The organism is Streptomyces sp. NPDC001889, from assembly GCF_053594535.1.
In genome coordinates this window covers 86,547-105,674 of the sequence record NZ_JBSFER010000014.1, presented here as the reverse complement: position 1 = coordinate 105,674, position 19,128 = coordinate 86,547, and the positions used below count along the sequence as shown (strand labels likewise).

The 19,128-nt window shown below is 73.8% G+C and carries 17 protein-coding genes; 9 read left to right on the top strand and 8 right to left on the bottom strand.

The genetic code is table 11. The features are described 5' to 3' along the window. Positions 1 to 17: 17 nt before the first annotated feature. Positions 18 to 842, bottom strand: coding sequence for an alpha/beta fold hydrolase (locus tag ACWCRA_RS17840; protein ID WP_451068018.1), 825 nt, complete (start codon positions 840 to 842; stop codon positions 18 to 20). Further along, complete coding sequence (locus ACWCRA_RS17835) at positions 842 to 1,504, bottom strand: DUF998 domain-containing protein (protein WP_351544194.1); 663 nt, start codon at positions 1,502 to 1,504, stop codon at positions 842 to 844. The genes ACWCRA_RS17840 and ACWCRA_RS17835 overlap by 1 nt, the downstream gene beginning before the upstream one ends. Before the next feature lie 502 nt (positions 1,505 to 2,006). Between ACWCRA_RS17835 and ACWCRA_RS17830 the strand changes: the two genes are divergently transcribed. Beyond that, positions 2,007 to 3,764 (top strand): NAD+ synthase, encoded by a 1,758-nt coding sequence (locus tag ACWCRA_RS17830; RefSeq protein WP_351544197.1) that lies wholly within the window; start codon positions 2,007 to 2,009, stop codon positions 3,762 to 3,764. Between the two features lie 64 nt (positions 3,765 to 3,828). Here the strand turns inward: ACWCRA_RS17830 and ACWCRA_RS17825 are convergent, their stop codons facing one another. Continuing rightward, positions 3,829 to 4,854, bottom strand: a complete 1,026-nt coding sequence (locus ACWCRA_RS17825; protein WP_451068017.1) for an endonuclease/exonuclease/phosphatase family protein — start codon at positions 4,852 to 4,854, stop codon at positions 3,829 to 3,831. Between the two features lie 430 nt (positions 4,855 to 5,284). Between ACWCRA_RS17825 and panB the strand changes: the two genes are divergently transcribed. The 3 genes from panB (at position 5,285) to ACWCRA_RS17810 (ending at position 8,202) form a co-directional block, all read left to right on the top strand. Beyond that, positions 5,285 to 6,145: a 3-methyl-2-oxobutanoate hydroxymethyltransferase gene (gene panB, locus ACWCRA_RS17820; RefSeq protein ID WP_351544203.1), complete on the top strand. Its 861-nt coding sequence runs from the start codon at positions 5,285 to 5,287 to the stop codon at positions 6,143 to 6,145. A gap of 138 nt (positions 6,146 to 6,283) precedes the next feature. Continuing rightward, a complete protein-coding gene (locus ACWCRA_RS17815; RefSeq protein WP_351544206.1) occupies positions 6,284 to 7,303 on the top strand; it encodes an ATP-binding cassette domain-containing protein in 1,020 nt (339 codons plus the stop codon). Further along, positions 7,300 to 8,202 carry an ABC transporter permease gene (locus ACWCRA_RS17810; RefSeq protein ID WP_451068016.1) on the top strand — a complete coding sequence of 301 codons (903 nt, stop codon included), beginning with the start codon at positions 7,300 to 7,302 and terminating at the stop codon, positions 8,200 to 8,202. Before ACWCRA_RS17815 ends, ACWCRA_RS17810 begins: the two co-directional genes overlap by 4 nt. Positions 8,203 to 8,252: 50 nt before the next feature. On the opposite strand, the gene ACWCRA_RS17805 is transcribed toward ACWCRA_RS17810, so the two are convergent. Then, entirely contained in the window at positions 8,253 to 11,516 is a 3,264-nt protein-coding gene (locus ACWCRA_RS17805) for a BTAD domain-containing putative transcriptional regulator (protein ID WP_451068015.1), read from the bottom strand. Between the two features lie 384 nt (positions 11,517 to 11,900). On the opposite strand from ACWCRA_RS17805, the gene ACWCRA_RS17800 reads away from it, so the two are divergent. Then, on the top strand, positions 11,901 to 12,701 hold the full coding sequence (locus tag ACWCRA_RS17800) for a site-2 protease family protein (protein ID WP_451068014.1): 801 nt from the start codon (positions 11,901 to 11,903) through the stop codon (positions 12,699 to 12,701). Positions 12,702 to 12,735: 34 nt separating this feature from the next. Here ACWCRA_RS17800 and ACWCRA_RS17795 read toward each other — a convergent pair whose 3' ends face one another. Both ACWCRA_RS17795 and npdG read right to left on the bottom strand, forming a co-directional pair. Next, complete coding sequence (locus ACWCRA_RS17795; RefSeq protein WP_351544216.1) at positions 12,736 to 12,915, bottom strand: hypothetical protein; 180 nt, start codon at positions 12,913 to 12,915, stop codon at positions 12,736 to 12,738. 85 nt (positions 12,916 to 13,000) lie between these two features. Beyond that, on the bottom strand, positions 13,001 to 13,714 hold the full coding sequence (npdG, locus tag ACWCRA_RS17790) for an NADPH-dependent F420 reductase (RefSeq protein WP_351544219.1): 714 nt from the start codon (positions 13,712 to 13,714) through the stop codon (positions 13,001 to 13,003). Between the two features lie 107 nt (positions 13,715 to 13,821). Here npdG and ACWCRA_RS17785 point away from each other — a divergent pair, with 107 nt between their 5' ends. Both ACWCRA_RS17785 and ACWCRA_RS17780 read left to right on the top strand, forming a co-directional pair. After that, positions 13,822 to 14,424, top strand: a complete 603-nt coding sequence (locus ACWCRA_RS17785; RefSeq protein ID WP_451068013.1) for a hypothetical protein — start codon at positions 13,822 to 13,824, stop codon at positions 14,422 to 14,424. Positions 14,425 to 14,939: 515 nt separating this feature from the next. Next, positions 14,940 to 16,223, top strand: coding sequence for an MFS transporter (locus tag ACWCRA_RS17780; RefSeq protein WP_351544225.1), 1,284 nt, complete (start codon positions 14,940 to 14,942; stop codon positions 16,221 to 16,223). Between the two features lie 6 nt (positions 16,224 to 16,229). On the opposite strand, the gene ACWCRA_RS17775 is transcribed toward ACWCRA_RS17780, so the two are convergent. After that, positions 16,230 to 16,478, bottom strand: coding sequence for a hypothetical protein (locus tag ACWCRA_RS17775; protein WP_351544228.1), 249 nt, complete (start codon positions 16,476 to 16,478; stop codon positions 16,230 to 16,232). A gap of 81 nt (positions 16,479 to 16,559) precedes the next feature. Between ACWCRA_RS17775 and map the strand changes: the two genes are divergently transcribed. After that, on the top strand, positions 16,560 to 17,417 hold the full coding sequence (gene map, locus ACWCRA_RS17770; protein ID WP_351544231.1) for a type I methionyl aminopeptidase: 858 nt from the start codon (positions 16,560 to 16,562) through the stop codon (positions 17,415 to 17,417). A 141-nt stretch (positions 17,418 to 17,558) separates the two neighbouring features. Beyond that, on the top strand, positions 17,559 to 18,236 hold the full coding sequence (locus ACWCRA_RS17765; protein WP_451068012.1) for a biliverdin-producing heme oxygenase: 678 nt from the start codon (positions 17,559 to 17,561) through the stop codon (positions 18,234 to 18,236). A gap of 97 nt (positions 18,237 to 18,333) precedes the next feature. Here ACWCRA_RS17765 and ACWCRA_RS17760 read toward each other — a convergent pair whose 3' ends face one another. Continuing rightward, entirely contained in the window at positions 18,334 to 19,095 is a 762-nt protein-coding gene (locus ACWCRA_RS17760; RefSeq protein WP_351544236.1) for a PhzF family phenazine biosynthesis protein, read from the bottom strand. Between the last annotated feature and the right edge of the window lie 33 nt (positions 19,096 to 19,128).

Below are 19,128 nucleotides of genomic sequence, written 5' to 3'. Positions count from 1 at the left end.
CCCCGGGGGCGCGGCGGTCATCCCCGGTCGCCGAGGATCGCGCGGGCGACCGCGTCCGGGCGGTCCAGCATCAGCAGATGCCCGGCGGGGGTGATCTCGCGGAAGCGGGCGCCCAGCTCCAGGGCCAGTCCGCGCTGGCGGGCGGTCCAGCGCCGGCCGCCGTCCGTCCCCGCGAGGACGGTGACCGGCGCGGCGGGCGGCAGGGGGCGGCGCGCGCGCAGGGCGAGGAGTTCGGCGGCGACGGCCCGGTAGTGGGTGTTCTCCAGGAGGGCGCCGCGCAGCACGCGTGAGGTGGAGTAGCAGCGGCGCACCAGGCCGGCGGGGGCCGGGTCGCCGCCGCCGGTCCTGGAGAGCCGCACCACGGCCCGCCGGGCGGACGGCCCGAGGGCGGCGGGCAGCCCCAGGGCGCCCAGCGCGCCCCCGGCGGCCCGGGTGAGGGCGGTGCGCAGGGCGGGTGCGGCGGGGGTGGTGGCGTGCTCCTCGACGCTGGAGTCGACCAGCACCACGGCGGCGGTACGGGCGGGGTGGAGCCGGGCGAACGCCTCCGCGTGGAACCCGGCGATGGAGTGCCCGACGACGGTGGCGGGGCCGTCCGCGCCGAGGGCGTCCAGCACGGCCGCGACGCGGTGCGCCTCACCGGCGGCGGACGGGGGGACCCGGGCGGGGCCGCTGAGCCCGTGCCCGGGGCGGTCGAAGCGGACCACGGTGCGGTGCGGGGCGAGCAGGGGGACGACGGGGTCCCAGTCGAACCAGCTCAGCGCGAGGCCGGCGGAGAGCACACAGACGGGGCCGCTGCCCTCGGCGACCACATGGTGCGGTACGCCTCCGATCCGTACGAACATCACTGGACCGCCTTGTCGGTGCGCTCCCGCGCCAGGGAGAGCGCGAGCAGTCCCAGCCAGACTGCCACGAGGAGCACCTGGAGCCGCTGTCCGGCCCCCAGGCCCCAGGTGCCGTGGCCGGCGGTGAAGGCGGCGACGGAGGCGAGGGTCCAGACGGTGGCGGCGAGTTCGAGGGCGACGAGCAGCGGGCCGGTACGGGCGAGCAGCGGCCACCAGCCGTGGCGGCGGGCGGCGACGGTGAGGGCGGCCATGCCGATGACCGCGCCGGTCATGGCGACGGAGGAGCTGACGGCGTGGGCGGTGTGGGTCGCGGGGACGAGTCCGGCGGCCTCGCGGGCGGCGCAGGCGGCGTCGTCGGTGGGGGCGCAGCTCAGCGGGAGCCGTGAGTCGATGGCGGTGGCGGCGCCGAAGAGCGCGACGCCGCCCCACCCGATCAGGGCCCAGGGCGTGCGGGGGGTGCGGAGCAGGGCCCAGAGGGCGCCGGCGAGGACGAGGAGGCCGGCGAGGAGGTCGGTGGTGCGGAAGAGGGTGCCGAAGGGCTGGTTCTGGGCGGCGAGTTCGCTGACGTAGGAGTGGAGGGGGTGGAGGCCGGTGTTGAGGGCGGGTTCGATGAGCCAGGCGGTGTAGACGAGCGCCCCGCCCCCGAGAAGTGCGGCGATCATCCCTCCATGATCCCCGAGCCCCCCGCCGGGGCAGCCGCCGCCCGGCGCGGGGGGGGCCCGGCCCCTCGGGTCCGCCCGGCGCGGGGAGGCCCGGCCCCTGGGGTCCGCCCGGCGCGGGCTCCTGTGGCCCGGGGTCCGTCCTCAAACGCCGGACCGGCTGAGTTGTCCAGCCCCACCGGAAAGCCGAGGCACACAATCCAGCCCCTCCGGCGATTGAGGAGCGGGGGCTCGGGGGCCGGCCCCCGACCGTGGCCCGCAGCATGCGGGGGCCCGGCCCCTCGGGTCCGCCCGGCGCGGGGACGCGGCCCCTGGGGTCCGCCCGGCGCGGGCTCCTGTGGCCCGGGGTCCGTCCTCAAACGCCGGACGGGCTGGGTGTGCCGGACCGGCTGGATCTCTCAGCCCCTCCGGCGATTGAGGAGCGGGGGCTCGGGGCCGGCGCCCGAGCTGGGTTCGGGGGGGCGGGGAGGGGCATTGCGTCAGAGAGACGATTACACTGGGAGGCGTGCCTCAACTTCGCCTCGCCCTGAATCAGATCGACTCCACCGTCGGCGACCTCCCCGGCAACACCGAGTCAATCCTCCACTGGACCCGGCACTCCGCCGAGCAGGGCGCCCACCTGGTCGCCTTCCCCGAGATGGTGCTCACCGGCTACCCGGTGGAGGACCTCGCCCTGCGGTCCTCCTTCGTCGAGGCCTCCCGCGCCGCCCTGCGCGCCCTCGCCCGGCGGCTGGCCGAGGAGGGGCTGGGCGAGCTGCCCGTCCTCGTCGGGTATCTGGACCGCTCCGAGAGCGCCCAGCCGAGGTACGGGCAGCCCGCCGGCACCCCGCGCAACGCCGCCGCCGTGCTGCACCGGGGCGAGGTGGCGCTGCGGTTCGCCAAGCACCACCTCCCCAACTACGGCGTCTTCGACGAGTTCCGCTACTTCGTCCCCGGCGACACCCTCCCCATGATCCGCGTCGGCGGCATCGATGTGGCCCTCGCCATCTGCGAGGACCTCTGGCAGGACGGCGGCCGTGTCCCCGCCGCCCGCTCCGCCGGCGCCGGCCTGCTGCTCTCCATCAACGCCTCGCCCTACGAGCGCGACAAGGACGACACCCGGCTGGAGCTGGTCGCCAAGCGCGCCCAGGAGGCCGGCTGCACCACCGCCTATCTGGCGATGATCGGCGGCCAGGACGAGCTGGTCTTCGACGGCGACTCGATCGTGGTCGACGCGGCGGGCGAGGTCATCGCCCGCGCCCCGCAGTTCTCGGAGGGCTGTGTCGTCCTCGACCTGGAGCTGCCGGCCGCCGGCGAGATCCCCTCGGGCACCGTCGACGACGGCCTCCGCGTCGAGCACGCCGTCATCTCCGCCGACCCCTTCCCGGCGTACGAGCCGGAGCTGACCGGCGGCTACGCCGAGCGCCTCGACGACGACGAGGAGATCTACTCGGCACTGGTGGTCGGCCTGCGCGCGTACGCCGCCAAGAACGGCTTCCGCTCCGTCCTCGTCGGCCTCTCCGGCGGGATCGACTCCGCGCTGGTCGCCGCCATCGCCTGCGACGCGGTCGGCGCGCGGAACGTCCACGGCATCTCCATGCCGTCCAAGTACTCGTCCGGGCACTCCCGGGACGACGCCGCCGAGCTGGCCCGCCGCACCGGCCTCAACTTCCGCACCGTGTCGATCGAGCCGATGTTCGACGCGTACATGGGCTCGCTGGGCCTGACCGGCCTCGCGGAGGAGAACCTCCAGTCCCGGCTGCGCGGCACCCTGCTGATGGCCGTCTCCAACCAGGAGGGCCACATCGTGCTGGCCCCGGGCAACAAGTCCGAGCTGGCGGTGGGGTACTCCACGCTCTACGGCGACTCCGTCGGCGCGTACGGCCCCATCAAGGACGTCTACAAGACGACGGTCTTCCGGCTGGCCGAGTGGCGCAACCGGGCCGCGGCGGAGCGCGGGCAGACCCCGCCGATCCCGGAGGCGTCCATCACCAAGCCCCCGAGCGCGGAGCTGCGCCCCGGGCAGATGGACACCGACTCGCTGCCGGACTACAACGTCCTGGACCGCGTCCTGGAGCTGTATGTGGACCGGGACCGGGGCAAGGACGAGATCGTGGCCGCCGGGTTCGACGAGGAGCTGGTGGCGCGGACCCTGCGGATGGTCGACACCGCCGAGTACAAGCGGCGGCAGTACCCGCCGGGCACGAAGATCTCGGCGAAGGGCTTCGGCAAGGACCGCCGGCTGCCGATCACCAACCGCTGGCGGGAGTCGACGGCGCGCTGACGCCGCACCGCGACGGCGAGGGGCCCCGGAGCAGCGCGCTCCGGGGCCCCTCGCCGTCCGCCGTTCAGAGCTGGACGCGCGCCGCGACCGGCAGATGGTCGCTGTCCGTGCGGGGCAGCGTCCAGGACGACACCGGCTCGACGCCCTTCACCAGGATCTGGTCGATCCGCGCCAGCGGGAAGGAGGCCGGCCAGCTGAAGCCGAAGCCGTCGCCCGCCGCGCCCTGGGTCGAACGCATCTGGGAGGTGACCGCGTTCAGCGCCCGGTCGTTCATCGTGCCGTTGAGGTCGCCGAGCAGCACCACCTTGCCGGAGCGCTCCCGGGAGATCGCCTCGCCGAGCGCGTCGGCGCTGTCGTCGCGCTGCCCGGCGGTGAAACCGGCGCGCATCTTCACCCGTACGGACGGCATATGGGCGACGTACACCGCGACTTCGCCCTGGGGGGTCGCCACGGTGGTGCGCATCGCGCGGGTCCACCCCATCCGGATTCCCACCGGCTTGGTGCCGGCCAGCGGGTACTTGCTCCACAGCCCGACCGTGCCCTGCACCGAGTGGTACTTGTAGGTGGAGGAGAGCGCCTTCTCGTACGTCTTCACCTGGCCCTGGGCCAGCTCCTGGAGCGCCAGCACATCCGCGCCGGACGCGGCGACCTTCGCGGCCGTGCCCTCGGGGTCGGGGTTCTCGGCGTTGACGTTGTGGCTGGCGACGGTCAGATCGCCGCCGCCGGTGGACTTGTCGGTGAGCAGCCCGCCGAAGAGGTTGAGCCAGACCACGGCCGGCAGCAGCACCGCGATCAGGGCGGTCGCCGAGCGCCGCCAGAGCGCGGCGGCGAGGAGCACCGGGACGAAGATCACAGCGAGCCAGGGGAGGAAGGTCTCCCCGAGACTGCCCAGATTGCCGATCCGGTTGGGGATCTGCGCGTGGAAGATCATCACCAGGGCGACCAGGACCGCGCAGACCGCCAGCACGATCCCGCGCCGCCAGATGCCCCGGTCACCGCGCCAGCGGGCGAACGGACGCCGGGCACGGGGTCCGCCGACGAGGGTCTCCGGGCCGCCGCTTCCGGTCTCCGTCTTGTACGCCTGCACCATGGAGCTGTCCTTACTGCCTTGCTGCCATCACACGAGCCTCGCCAATGACCCTAGGCGATGACGGTACTTGTCCTGCCGCCCCGGGTGCGGCGGTTCTGTGCCCATGACGAATGGGCGACACCCGTGGTTCCTGATATCGGTCCAGGTGGGGGACGTGTCACACCATCCACACACCGTGCGGGGAACCACGGTGCGCGGGGCCTCTTCCGGCGCGGCGCCCGAATCGACGCGATCATGTCAGAAATCCAGCGCCCCGGGCACCCCCCGGACACCCTCTGGCACGCCGTGCCGGGGACACGCGCCGTGACAGACGCGGGACCCTCCGTGCACCTGCCCGCCCCCTTCCGCGCGAGCGGCACGAAGTGCCACCATGGAGGTGGTCCGGGGACGCCGTCAGGGCGCCTCGAGATGACGTAAGGAGCCGTTGGCCATGTCGCTTCAGGCTGCCCGCAACCCCGCCGACAGCAGCAGAGCGCTGTACGGCGGCAAGGGCACGCGCCGCCTCACCGTCCACGACATCGCCGCCGCCAAGGAGCGCGGCGAGAAGTGGCCGATGCTCACCGCCTACGACGCGATGACCGCGTCCGTCTTCGACGAGGCCGGCATCCCGGTCATGCTCGTCGGCGACTCCATGGGCAACACCCACCTCGGCTACGACACCACCGTCCCGGTCACCATGGACGAGATGACCCTGCTCTCGGCCGCTGTCGTCCGCGGCACCAGCAGGGCCCTGATCGTCGGGGACCTCCCCTTCGGCTCGTACCAGGAAGGGCCCGTACAGGCCCTGCGCAACGCCACCCGGCTGGTCAAGGAGGCGGGCGTCGGCGCGGTCAAGCTGGAGGGCGGCAAGCGGTCCCTCCCGCAGACCGAGCTGATCATCGAGGCGGGCATCCCCGTGATGTCGCACCTCGGGCTGACGCCGCAGTCCGTCAACACCATGGGCTACCGGGTGCAGGGCCGTGGCGACGAGGCGGCCCACCAGCTGCTGAACGACGCCAAGTCGGCGCAGGACGCGGGCGCGTTCGCCGTCGTCCTGGAGCTGGTGCCGGCGGAGCTGGCGGCCGAGGTCACCCGCTCCCTGCACATCCCGGTCATCGGCATCGGGGCGGGCCCCGACACCGACGCCCAGGTTCTGGTCTGGACCGATATGGCCGGTCTCACCGGAGGCAAGGTGCCGCGCTTCACCAAGCAGTACGCGGACCTGCGCCGCACCCTGGGCGACGCGGCGAAGGCGTTCGCCGAGGATGTCGCCGGGGGCGCGTTCCCGCAGGAGGAGCACACCTTCCACTAGCCGCGGACCGGACCCGCCGGCCCCACCAGCCACTCCCGGCACAGACGACAGCCCGCCGAACTTCCCCCGTCGGCGGGCTGTCGGGTTCTGTCGGCGGACTGTCGGCGGGCTGTCGGTGGCGGGCGCCAGGGTGGGGGCATGACACAGATCGACAGGAACCCGGGCGGCGGCAGGGGCCTCGCCGTCGAGGTACGGGGGCTGGTCAAGCACTACGGCGAGACCAGGGCACTGGACGGTGTGGACATCGACGTCCGCGAAGGCACCGTCCTCGGAGTGCTGGGACCCAACGGCGCCGGCAAGACCACCCTCGTACGCTGCCTCGCCACCCTCATCGTGCCCGACGCGGGCACCGCCACCGTCGCCGGCTACGACGTGGTGCGCCAGCCCCGCCAGCTGCGCCGCACCATCGGGCTCACCGGGCAGTACGCCTCGGTCGACGAGAAGCTCTCCGGCTGGGAGAACCTCTACATGATCGGGCGGCTGCTCGACCTCTCCCGGTCCGCGGCCCGCGCCCGCGCCGACGCGATGCTGGAGCGCTTCTCGCTCACCGAGGCCGCCAGGAAGCCCGTGATGCAGTACTCCGGCGGAATGCGCCGCCGGCTCGACCTCGCCGCCTCCATGATCGGGCAGCCGTCCGTGCTCTATCTGGACGAGCCGACCACCGGGCTCGACCCCCGGACCCGCAACGAGGTGTGGGACGAGGTCAAGCGGATGGTCTCGGAAGGGGTGACCGTCCTGCTCACCACCCAGTACATGGAGGAGGCCGAGCAGCTCGCCGACGCGCTGACCGTCATCGACCGGGGCAAGGTCATCGCCAACGGCCGGGTCGCGGAGCTGAAGGCCAGGGTCGGGGGACGCACCCTGCGGATTCGGCCCAGCGACCCGGCGGTGCTGCCCGCGATGGCGGCGGCGCTGCGCGAGTCCGGGCTCGACGGGATCGCCGGCGCGACCGTCGTCGCCGACGAGGGACGGCTGTACGTGCCCATCCTGGCCGACGAGCAACTGACCGCCGTGGTGGGCCTGCTGGCCGCCCGCGGCTTCGGCATCGCCGACATCGGCACCCATCTGCCCAGCCTGGACGAAGTGTTCCTGGCGATCACCGGAGAGAAGGCGACGGTGTCCGCACCCGAGCCCCAGAGCGCGGAGGCCGCGGCATGAGCACCGGAACCACATCCCGCCCGGAGAAGACCGGCCCGGCGACCGGCCCGGCCACCGGCCCGGCCACCGATACGGCGGTGAGCACGGCGGGGCCCGGAGCGCCGGGCCGGCCGCGCGGCGAGGGCCGGATCGGGCCGCGCTCCCATCTGCGGCACATCGGCGCCCTGGTGCGCCGCAACGCGCTCCAGATCAAGCAGGACCCCGAGTCGATGTTCGACGCGCTGATGACGCCGATCGTCCTCACCCTGCTCTTCGTCTATGTCTTCGGCGGGGCGATCTCCGGCAAGGGCAATCAGGACACCTATGTCAACTATGTCGTCCCCGGCCTGATGGCGATGATGGGGCTGAGCATCGCGATGGCCGTGGGCACCGGCATCAACACCGATGTCACCAAGGGGGTGATGGACCGCTTCCGGTCCATGCCGATCGCCCGCTCATCGGTGCTCGTCGCGAAGATCGTGGTCGAGATAGGCCGGATGTCGATCGCGATGGTCATCCTGCTGGGCATGGGCTTCCTGCTCGGGCTGGAGATCAAGACCTCCGTCCCGCACCTGCTCGCGGCGATGGGGCTGTCGATCGTCTTCGGCGCGTCGCTGATGTGGATCTTCATCCTGCTGGGTCTCGCGATGAAGACGGCTCAGGCCGTTCAGGGAACGGCCATGCTGATCCTGATGCCGCTCCAGTTCGGCTCGTCCATCTTCGCCCCGCCGTCGACGATGCCCGACTGGCTGAGGACCTTCACCGACTACAACCCGCTCTCCAATCTCGCGGACGCGTCCCGGGCCCTGATCAACGGGGGCCCGGTGGCGAGTTCGGTGTGGTGGACGCTCGGCTGGGCGGTGGCCATCACGGCGGTCACCGCGCCGATCGCGGTCGCGAAGTTCGTCAAGAAGAACTGAGGCGCTGGGCGGCCCGGGTGCGGACGGCCCGGGTGCGGACGGCCCGGGGCTCAGACGAGGTCGGCGGCCTCCTCCAGCGTGAGGCGGCCGCCCTCGGCGTGCGCGGCGTCGAAGGCGGCGCCGCCCAGCAGGGCGCGGATCTCCGCCTCCGCCCGCTCGCGGCCGATCCGCTCGTACATCGCGGGGTGATGCCCGGCGGGGAGCATGGCATCGGAGGCGCCGAGCAGGCGGGCCGCGTCCGCCGCCCGGCCGGGGTCGCTCGCGGCCACGGCACCCGCCGCCGTCACCAGATGCGCCGAGGCCAGCTGGGGCGCCACCACCACGGAGAGCGGGTCCTTGGCCCGCTCCAGCGCCTCCCGGACCCGCTCCAGGGCCGTGGCCCAGTGGCCGTCGCCCAGTTCGATCCAGGCGAGCAGGCCGATGACCATGCCCTGGAAGACGGCGAGGGTGTTGGGGTGGAACTGGGTGCGCAGCGCCTCGATGTGCTCGCGCGCCTCGGCGCGGCGGCCCGTGTGGCCGAGCCAGAGCGTGAGATGGATACGGGACACGGCGGTGCACTCGTTGACGGCGCCGCCGTACTCGGCGAGGACCTCGCGGATCATCGCCTCACCGCGCTCCCCCTCCCCCAGCTGGAGCAGCACACCGCCGAGCCGGGCCCGGCAGAGCGCCAGATGGGCGCGGGCGCCCATCCGCTCGGCGTAGCCGACGGCGGCGGTGAAGTCCTCGGCGGCGAGCGCGTACTCGCCGCGCCGCTCCCGGGTCTCGGCGCGCGCGCAGAGCGCCTCCGCCGCGCCCCAGGCGTCCCCGATCCGGGTGAAGATCTCCAGGGCCTCCTCGGCGTCGCGTGTCGCGTCCCCGCCCCCGGTGCCCCGGTTGGCGAGGATGTTGGCGCGCTGCTGGAGGCCGGCGGCCAGTTCCCACTCGTAGCCGAGGTCCCGGCAGGTGCGGACGGACTCGTCCAGCAGCTCCCACAGCTGCTCGGCCCGCCCGCCCATGACGACGGCGAAGAACCAGAGGATGCCCGGGCCCCGGCAGGTCTGCGGCAGACCGGGCCGGTAGGCCTCGGCGACCCGGGCGAGACGCTCCAGGGTGTCGCCCCCGCCGACACCGGCCTCGTTGACGAGGAAGACCAGATGGATCATGGTGGCGGCCCGGCGGGCCTCCTGGAGCAGCTCGGGTCCCATCGGCGGCGGCGCGTCGGTGAACCGTTCGTGGACGGGGGGCACGGGTGCCACGGGCGGAGCGAACGGGTCGGGGCCCAGCGCGGCGGCGGCGCCGGCCCAGTGGCTGGCCTCGGAGGTCAGATCCCGCAGCTGCCAGTACCAGAAGAGGCTGAGGACGAGGGAGAGCGACTCCTGCTCGTTCCGGGCGGCGGTGGCGCGGCGCAGGGCGGTGCGCAGATTCTCGTACTCGCGCTGGAGCAGCTCGATCGCGGCGCGCTGGGCGGGGCCGCGCAGCAGGGGGTCGGTGGTGCGGGCGAGTTCGCGGTAGTGGACGAGGTGGCGCTGTTCGGCGGCGGGGCGCTCGCCGGCGTGGTCGAGGCGTTCGGCGGCGTACTCGGCGACGGTCTCCAGGAGGCGGTAGCGCATGCCGCGCGCGCCGTCGGGGGCGGCGACGACCAGGGACTTGTCGACGAGCGCGGCGAGGGCTTCGAGGGTGTGGGGGCCGCAGACGGCCTCGGCGGCGGCGAGGTCGCAGCCGCCCGCGAAGACGGACAGGCCGCGCAGGACGGCCTGCTCGTGCCCGTCGAGGAGGTCCCAGGACCAGTCGACCACCGCCCGCAGGGTCTGCTGGCGCGGCAGGAGGGTGCGGCTGCCGCCGGTCAGGAGGCGGAAGCGGTCATCGAGACGGGCGGCGATCTGCCGGGGGGTGAGCAGCCGCAGACGGGCGGCGGCCAGCTCGATCGCCAGCGGGAGGCCGTCGAGCCGGCGGCAGATCTCCGCGCAGGCCTCCGGGTCGTCGTCCGTGCGGAACCCGGGGCTCGCCGCCGCGCCCCGCTCCCCGAGGAGCCGCAGCGCGCTCGGCGCGGCCAGCGGGCCCACCGGCCGCACCAGCTCACCGGGGACCCCCAGCGGCTCCCGGCTCGTGGCCAGCACCCGCACCCCGGGGCAGTGCGTCAGCAGGGCCTCCGCCAGCGCCGCCGCCGCACCCACCACATGCTCGCAGTTGTCCAGCACCACCAGCATCCGCCGCCGCGCGCAGTGCTCCACCAGCCGGGTGACGACGCTGTCACCGTGGCGTTCGGCGGCCCACAGCTCCTCGGTGGCGCCGCGCAGCACGGTCTGGCGCCCGCCGAGGACGGTGAGGACCGCCTCGGGGACGTCGTCGGGATCGTCGACCGGGGCCAGCTCAGCGAACCAGACGCCGTCCGGGGCCCGCTCGGCGACCAGCTCGGCGACCTCCTGCGCCAGCCGGGTCTTGCCCGCTCCCCCGGGTCCGAGGAGGGTCACCAGCCGGGCCGCCGCGAGATCCTCCCGCAGGACGGCGATGTCCCGCTCCCGGCCGACGAAGGAGGTCAGCCGGGCACGGAGGTTGCCCGGGGGCGGGGAGCCGGCGGGTATGGAGCCGGGGGCGGGGCGGGCCGCCAGGAGTTCGGCGTGGAGGGCGCGGAGGGCGGGGCCGGGGTCGGTGCCCAGGCGGGCGGCGAGATCGCGGCGGAGGGTGTCGTAGGCCGCGAGGGCCTCGGCCGGGCGGTCCGTGGCGCGCAGGGCGCGCAGGCGCAGGGAGTGCAGGGCCTCGTCGATGGGGTGGGCCTCGCAGAGGGCGGTCAGCTCCGGGAGGGCCTCCTCGGCGCGGCCGAGCGCGAGCAGGGCGGTGAGCCGGGCGCGGCGGGCCTCCAGGCGGCGGGTCTCCCAGCGGGCGGCCTCCGCCGCGCGGTCGGGCAGGTCCGCGAGGACGGGGCCGCGCCACAGCTCCAGCGCCTCGTCGAGCAGGGTCGCCGCCTTGGACGCGTCGCCCTGCTCCAGGGCGCGGGAGCCCTCGCCGGTGAGCCGGTCGAAGCGGTGCAGATCGATCTGGTCGGGTTCGGCGAGCAGCCGGTAGCCGCCGCCTTCGGCCGAGGCGACGGCCTCCCGTCCGATCGCGCGGCGCAGCCGCCCCACGAGGGCCTGGACGGCGGCGGGGGCGTCGGCCGGGGGTTCGCCGTCCCAGACCTCGCCGATGATGAGGCCGACGGGGACGGTGCGGCCGGGGCGCATGGCGAGCACGGTGAGCAGCGCGCGCAGCCGCGCGCCGCCGAGGGGGACGGGGGTGCCGTCGCCCCGGAGGGCGTGGGTGGTGCCGATTACCGAGAAGCGCACCCGCTCATTCTCCATGCGCGGGCCGCGCCCCGGGCGCCCCGAGCCGGAGCCCCCTCCGGGCGGGGCCCGTCCGGAGCTGCCTCTGGGAGGTGCCCCCGGACAGGCTGGGCGTGCCTGGACGAGCTGGGATTGCTCGGGCCGCCCGTGGCGCGGGGTCCGTCCTCAAACGCCGGACGGGCTGGGGTATGCCGGACGGGCTCGGGGTGGCCGGACGGGGCGGGATTGCTCGCGGGCCCGTGGGTGCGGGAGGCCCGGGCGCTGCGGCCCCGGGTGCGGGAGACCCGGGTGCGGGAGACCCGGGTGCGGGGGGCCCGGGTGCGGGGCCACGGGGATGGGGGCTTGGGGTGGGAGGGGGCGGGTACGGTTCGGGGCGCAGGTCCCCGCACCCCAGGAGCCCCCATGCCCACCCCCCACAAACCCCCCACCCGCGTCAGCCCCGTCTTCCTCGGGATCACCGCGGTCATGGCGGTCACCGCCTGGGCGGTGTGGACCGACTTCTCCGCCTCCCCCGGCCTCGCCGTCTTCCTCTTCGTCACCTCGGCCTGGATCGTCTCGCTCTGTCTGCACGAGTACGCCCACGCCCGCACCGCCCTCCACAGCGGTGACCTCTCCATCGGCGCCAAGGGCTACCTCACCCTCAACCCCCTCGCCTACACCCACGCCATGCTCAGCCTCGTCCTCCCGGTGCTCTTCGTGATCCTCGGCGGCATCGGCCTGCCGGGCGGCGCGGTCTTCATCGAGCGGGGCCGTATCCACGGGCGCTGGAAGCACAGCCTGATCTCGGCGGCCGGTCCCCTGACCAATGTCCTGTTCGCGGTGGTGTGCACGGCCCCGTTCTGGCTGGACGCGCTGGACGGCGTGCCGGTGCTCTTCCAGTACGCGCTCGGATTCCTGGCGCTGCTCCAGGTCAGCGCCGCGATCCTGAACTTCCTCCCGGTGCCGGGGCTGGACGGCTACGGAGTGATCGAGCCCTGGCTCTCGCACCGCGTCCGCCGCCAGGTGGAGCCGCTCGCGCCGTTCGGGCTGTTCCTGGTCTTCGCGCTGCTCTTCATCCCCGAGGTGCACGGGGTCTTCTTCGACGCGGTCCACGCGATCCTGCGGGGTCTGGGCGTCGACGAACTCGCGAGCGGCTGCGGCTTCGACTACTACCGCTTCTGGCAGGGCGAGAACGAGTACTGCGCCTCCTTCACCGGCCGCTGACCGGCTGGAGGGGGAGGCGGGGGCGGCGGCCGGTTCAGCCGGCCGCCGCGCGCTCCAGCTTCGCCTTGCGGAGGTAGTACCAGGCCATGTTGGACGAGAGACCGGCGATCAGCACCCAGACGACCCCGAGCCACAGGCCCTGGGTGAAGGAGACGACGGCCGCCGCGACGGCGAGGGCGCAGACGACGAGTGCGTAGAGAGCGAGGCGGGGCATGGGGTGAGGCTCCTGTCGGGGGTGTGTCCGTCCCGTCCAGTGTCCCCCATGCCCCCGGCGGGCCCGCACCTCACCCGGGCATCGCTCAGACGTCGGTGATCCGCAGTCCCGCGTGGGCCTTGTAGCGGCGGTTCACCGAGATCAGGTTGGCGACCAGGGACTCCACCTGGTGGGCGTTGCGGAGCCGGCCGGCGAAGACTCCGCGCATGCCGGGGATGCGGGCGGTGAGCGCCTGGACGAGATCGGTGTCGGCGCGGGACTCGCCGAGGACCATCACATCGGTGTCGATCCGCTCCACCGACGCGTCCTGGAGCAGGACGGCCGAGAGGTGGTGGAAGGCGGCGGTGACGCGGGAGTCCGGCAGCAGGGCCGCGGCCTGCTCGGCCGCGCTGCCCTCCTCGGGCTTGAGGGCGTAGGCGCCCTTCTTGTCGAAGCCGAGCGGGTTGACGCAGTCGATGACGAGCTTGCCGGTCAGCTCCTCGCGGAGGGCTTCGAGGGTCTTGGCGTGGCCGTCCCACGGCACGGCCACGATCACCACGTCGCTGCGGCGGGCGCACTCGGCGTTCTCCGCGCCCTCGATGCCGAGGCCGAGTTCGGCGGCGGCGGACTCGGCGCGCTCGGCGGCGCGCGAACCGATGATCACCTTCTGGCCGGCCCGGGCGAGCCGGTAGGCGAGGCCGCGCCCCTGGTCGCCGGTGCCACCGAGGACACCGACGACCAGGCCGGACACGTCGGGGAGGTCCCAGGGGTCCTTGGGGGTGGGCTTGGCGGCTGCGGCTGTGTTCTCACTGGAGGTCATGGGGTGACCCTACTTCGCGGGTACGGACCGTGGCCGGGACCCTCGTACGGGTGAGCCCGGGCCGACGCCCCGACGCCCGGGCGGCCGGTGGCGGAGGATGCGGGGGCATGGACGCGGTACGAGTGGCGCTGCTGCGCGAGGTTCTGGCGGGCACCGAGTGGCCGGGGGCGACCCGGCGGTTCGCGAGGGTGCTGAGGTCGTCGGTGGTGCCGCAGGGCGGCGGGCTGCTGCTGGTCGGCACGGAGGAGTACGAGCCGTGGCACCTGGCGGCGCATCTGGTGGACGAGGCGGCCTGGTCGGGGCTGCCGGAGCTGACGCCGACGCTGGTGCGGCACCGGGCGCGGCCCGGGGACCCGGCGCATCTGGCGGTGGGGCTCGGGCGGCTGGAGGCGGTGCGGCGGGGGGAGACGGTGCTGGTGGTGGCGCCGGGGGCGCCGGAGGAGGGGTTGCTGGAGCGGGTGGGGGACGCGCGGCGGGCGGGGGCGAGGGTGCTGGTGCTGGAGGAGGGGGGCGGGGGGTTGGAGGGGGTGGCGCATGAGTGGCTGGCGGTGCCGGGGGGTGGGGAGGTGGACATGGACATGGTGCAGCACCTGGTGAGCGCTGCCGCGGGCGAGAACAGTCTCCCGGTGCCGAGGGGCCGCCTCCGCTTCCGCGACCGCCTCTCCCGCTTGGCGGACCAGCTGACGTCTCCCCCGCCTTCCCCCTGGTGACCCCCGAGCCAAGAGCCACCCGAACAACCCCGGCCCACCGGAGCAAACCCAGCCCACCCGGCAAACCAAGCCCACCCGGCAAACCCAGCCCACCCGGCAAACCCAGCCTGTCTGGGGGCACCTCCCGGAGGCAGCTCTGGGGGAGCTTGAGGACGGACCCCGCACCACAGGACCCCGCATCCCGCGGGCCACGGTCGGGGGCCGGCCCCCGAACCCCCGCTCCTCAATCGCCGGAGGGGCTTGGGTTGCTCAGGTCTCCAGCGAGGCTGGATTTCGCGCCTCGGCCTGCCCGGAGGGGTGGGGGTGGCGCGCTTCAAACGGCGGCGGGGCCGGGGGGCCGCCTCCAGGGGAGCTTGAGGGCGGACCCCGCACCACGGGCAACCCGGGCCGGCACCGGGAGCAGCAACCCCGAGCCGACGCGGGCCCCGAACCCGGGGCCCCCCGGCAGGGACATCGCCCAGGTCACAGGGAAATCAGTTGCTCGGGGCAGCGAAAGAGACCGACGATGGTCCGTTGTGACCTCGAAGCTCTCCGCGATACTCCCCGACCTCTCCCCCTGGCGCTCCTCCCCCGACTTCCGCCTCCTCTGGATTCAGGGCCTCATCGCCCACTTCGGCAGCGCCATGGCCATGATCGCCCTCCCCCTCCAGATCAAGCACCTCACCGGGTCACCGCTCGCGGTCGGGGCCATGGGGGCCGTGGAGCTGATCCCGCTGATCGTCTTCGGGCTGTACGGCGGGGCGCTCGCCGACTCCGCCGACCGGCGGAAGCTGATCATCTGGACGGAGGCGGGGCTCGGGGTCCTCGCCGTGGTCCTCATGATCAACGCGCTGCTGCCGGAGCCCATGCTCTGGCCGCTCTATCTCGTGGCGGCCGGGGTCTCCGCCATGGCGGGGCTCCAGCGGCCGGCGCTGGACGCGCTGATGGCGCGGATCGTCCCGCACGACCAGCTCACCGCAGCCGCCGCGCTGAACAATCTCCGCTGGCAGCTCGGCGGGATCGCCGGGCCGTCGGCGGCCGGGCTGGTGGTGGCGTACTCGGGGCACGCCACGGCGTACGGGATCACGATCGCCGGGTTCACGGTCTCCGTGCTGATGTGTCTGCGGCTGCGCCCCGCCCCGCCCGCGCACGACGCGGAGAAGCCGTCGCTGCGCGGCATCGTGGAGGGCGCGCGGTACGCCGCCTCCCGCCCCGTCCTGCTCGGCACCTACGCCATCGACCTGGTCGCGATGATCTTCGCCTTCCCGATCGCGATCTTCCCCTTCCTCGCGGACGACCTGGACGCCCCCTGGTCCCTCGGCCTGATGTTCGCCGCGCTGTCGGTGGGCTCGGTGTTGCTGAGCGCCATGAGCGGCTGGACCACCCGGGTGCGGCGGCACGGTCTGCTGGTGATCTACGGCGCGGGCTCCTGGGGGCTGGCGATCGCCGCGGCGGGGTGGTTCGACAATGTGTGGCTGGTGCTGCTGGCGCTGGCCTTCGCGGGCGCGGGCGACACACTCAGCGGTCTGGGCCGGATGACGATCTGGAACCAGACGATCCCGGACGAGCTGCGGGGGCGGCTCGCGGGCATCGAGGTGCTCTCCTACAGCGTCGGCCCGCAACTGGGACAGGTCCGCTCGGGCGCGATGGCCGGCTGGACCGGGACCCGGGCGGCGATCTGGAGCGGCGGTGTGGTCTGTGTGGCGGGTGTGGTGCTGCTGACGGCGGCGCTGCCGAAGCTGCTGCGGTACGACTCCGCCACGGACGAGGACGCCCTGCGCCGCCGCGCCCAGTCGGAGGCGGCGGCGCTCCCGGAGTAGGGGCGCTCAGGCGCCGGGCCCACGCCGAGGGCCGCCCTGGGGGCCCTCGGGGGCGTCATGCCACTTGGGGTCGGTCTCCCACTCCAGATTCCGCTCCCGGGCGGTCTCCATCGCGTGCTCCGCCTCCTTCCGCGACCCGTACGGGCCGAAGCGGTCCTTCGCCGGACAGTCCGGCCCCTCCTCGACCTTCTGGTGCTTGAGGCAGTAGTACCACTCGCCCGGTTTGCCCACCGTGCGCCTCTTGAACAGGGCCATGGTCCGCTCCCTTCCCGTCGGGTCCTGGTCGTGCCGTCAGTAGCCATGCTGCCCCAGACCCCCCTGGTTAGACTCGCTGGCATGTCTGGCCAGTCACTGCTCGTGCCCGGGGAACTCTCCCCCCACCGCCCCGTCCCCGCCGCCATCCGGCGCCCCGAGTACGTCGGGAAGTCCGCCCCGACCCCGTACACGGGCCCGGAGGTCCAGGACTCCGACACCGTCGAGCGCATGCGGATCGCCGGCCGTATCGCCGCGCGGGCGATGGAGGAGGCCGCCCGGCACATCGCCCCCGGGGTGACCACGGACGCGTTGGACCGGGTCGCCCATGAGTACATGTGCGACCACGGCGCCTACCCCTCCACCCTCGGCTACCGGGGCTTCCCCAAGTCGCTCTGCTCCTCGGTCAACGAGGTCATCTGCCACGGCATCCCCGACTCCACGGTGCTGCGCGACGGCGACATCGTGAACCTCGACGTCACCGCGTACATCGGCGGGGTGCACGGCGACAACAACGCCACCTACCTCTGCGGCGAGGTCGACGAGGAGTCCCGGCTGCTGGTGGAGCGGACCCGTGAGTCGCTGAACCGGGCCATCAAGGCGGTCCGGCCCGGCCGCCAGATCAATGTGATCGGGCGGGTCATCGAGTCGTACGCCAAGCGGTTCGGCTACGGCGTGGTCCGCGACTTCACCGGCCACGGGATCAACACCGCCTTCCACTCCGGTCTGATCGTCCCGCACTACGACTCCCCGCACGCCACCACCGTGATCCAGCCCGGTATGACCTTCACCATCGAGCCGATGCTGACGCTGGGGACGCACGAGTACGACATGTGGGACGACGGCTGGACCGTGGTCACCAAGGACCGCAAGCGCACGGCCCAGTTCGAGCACACGCTGGTGGTGACGGAGACCGGAGCGGACATTCTCACCCTGCCCTGAACAAACGGCGCGGAATCTTTTTACCGACAGGACGTCGGGAACCCATTGACTTAGGTAAGCCTAAGTAGGATGATCGGAGGCGGTACCGGCCATGGCCGCGTGCCGCCCGTTCGTCCGCCCCCTGTCCTGGAGGTCCCTGCCTTGGACGCCACCGCCACCGCCACGCCCACCGGCACACCTTTCTCGACGCTGATCCGTGTGGCATCGCACGAACAGCACACCGAGGCGGAGAGCTCCCCGTTCATGGGGCACCTCCTCGGCGGCAGACTCGGAGTGGAGGCGTACGCGCGCTACACCGAGCAGCTCTGGTTCGTGTACCGCGCGCTGGAGGGAGCGGCGGAGGCGCTGCGGAACGACCCGGTCGCCGGGCCGTTCATCCAGTCGGAGCTGTTCCGCACCACCGAGCTGGAGCGCGATCTGACGCATCTGCGGGGCGAGGGCTGGCAGGCGAGCGCGACCCCGCTCCCCGCGACGGCGGCGTACGCCGAGCGGGTCGAGGAGTGCGCCCGCGTCTGGCCCGCCGGTTACATAGCGCACCACTACACCCGCTATCTGGGCGACCTCTCCGGCGGCCAGATCATCCGTGACCGCGCGGAGAAGACCTGGGGCTTCGAGCGCAAGGGCGACGGCGTGCGCTTCTACGTCTTCGAGGGCATCGGCAACCCGGCGGCGTTCAAGCGGACCTACCGCGAGCTGCTGGACGCGGTGCGCGCCGACGACCTGGAGAAGCAGCGGATCATCGACGAGTGCAAGCGCGCGTTCGACTTCAACGGCGCGGTCTTCCGCGAGCTGAACGGCGAGTTCCCGCTCAGCGCCTGAGCCCTGAACCGCTCCCGCGCGACCGCGCACCCGCGACCGCGCGGCGGCACCCGCACCCGCACGCACGAGCCCCGGGGCCTTCGAGAGGCCCCGGGGCTCAGCTCATGAGCCGCAGCGCCTCGGCGACGCTCAGCCGGCGGGCCGGCACCGGGGCCGGGCCCGCGATGCCCCGCGCGCGCGGGGGCGCGGGCGCGGCGAGCCGTACCCGTCCGCCGATCTCCACCGTGCCGTCGGGGCCGGGGGCCGTGAGAATCTGCGACCCCCGGCCCTGGGTGATGTTCAGGGCGCGCCCGAGCAGGTCGGTGAGCAGCAGGGCGGCGGCGCCGGTCGCCTCGTCCTCCGCGATGCCGTCGTCGCGCCGGGGGAAGCCCCGGGCGCGCACCCGTCCCGCGGCCTCGTCCTCCCACGCCCAGGCGTAGAGCCAGCCGTCGCCGGGGGGCGGCGCGGGCAGGGCGTCGACCTCCGCCGGGGTGGCGTACCGCTCCAGGAGACGCGGGGGCGCCCAGGCGGCGCGGGCGGTGATCCAGGTGAACTCGCCGTCCCCGCGCGCCCACACGGGCCCCGCGGGCGGGTTCAGCTCCTCCAGGTCCAGCAGCCAGGCGGCGCCCACGAGAGGGTGTCCGGCGAAGGGGAGCCGGAGGGTGGGGGTGTAGATGTCCACGGTCCCGCGCTCGGGGTCGTCCACGAAGACGGTCTCGCTGAAGCCGAGTTCGGCGGCGAGTCTCTGCCGGGACGCCCGGTCGGGGAAGCCGCGCGGATCGCGGACGACCCCGAGGGGGTTGCCGTGCCGGCCGTCGGCGTCGCAGAAGACATGGAGCACATCGAGCACATGGCGCAGCTCGCGATCGCGTTCGTTCACGGGGGCATTGAAGCACCAGCGGGGCCGCGATCC

Excerpts from the sequence above, each read along its gene's own strand:
- ACWCRA_RS17840 (WP_451068018.1), bottom strand. The coding sequence starts at position 842 with ATGTTCGTACGGATCGGAGGCGTACCGCACCATGTGGTCGCCGAGGGC.
- ACWCRA_RS17815 (WP_351544206.1), top strand. The coding sequence starts at position 6,284 with ATGACACAGATCGACAGGAACCCGGGCGGCGGCAGGGGCCTCGCCGTC.
- ACWCRA_RS17825 (WP_451068017.1), bottom strand. The coding sequence starts at position 4,854 with ATGGTGCAGGCGTACAAGACGGAGACCGGAAGCGGCGGCCCGGAGACC.
- ACWCRA_RS17810 (WP_451068016.1), top strand. The coding sequence starts at position 7,300 with ATGAGCACCGGAACCACATCCCGCCCGGAGAAGACCGGCCCGGCGACC.
- ACWCRA_RS17800 (WP_451068014.1), top strand. The coding sequence starts at position 11,901 with ATGCCCACCCCCCACAAACCCCCCACCCGCGTCAGCCCCGTCTTCCTC.
- ACWCRA_RS17775 (WP_351544228.1), bottom strand. The coding sequence starts at position 16,478 with ATGGCCCTGTTCAAGAGGCGCACGGTGGGCAAACCGGGCGAGTGGTAC.
- panB (WP_351544203.1), top strand. The coding sequence starts at position 5,285 with ATGTCGCTTCAGGCTGCCCGCAACCCCGCCGACAGCAGCAGAGCGCTG.
- ACWCRA_RS17795 (WP_351544216.1), bottom strand. The coding sequence starts at position 12,915 with ATGCCCCGCCTCGCTCTCTACGCACTCGTCGTCTGCGCCCTCGCCGTC.
- ACWCRA_RS17805 (WP_451068015.1), bottom strand. The coding sequence starts at position 11,516 with ATGGAGAATGAGCGGGTGCGCTTCTCGGTAATCGGCACCACCCACGCC.
- npdG (WP_351544219.1), bottom strand. The coding sequence starts at position 13,714 with ATGACCTCCAGTGAGAACACAGCCGCAGCCGCCAAGCCCACCCCCAAG.
- map (WP_351544231.1), top strand. The coding sequence starts at position 16,560 with ATGTCTGGCCAGTCACTGCTCGTGCCCGGGGAACTCTCCCCCCACCGC.
- ACWCRA_RS17785 (WP_451068013.1), top strand. The coding sequence starts at position 13,822 with ATGGACGCGGTACGAGTGGCGCTGCTGCGCGAGGTTCTGGCGGGCACC.
- ACWCRA_RS17835 (WP_351544194.1), bottom strand. The coding sequence starts at position 1,504 with ATGATCGCCGCACTTCTCGGGGGCGGGGCGCTCGTCTACACCGCCTGG.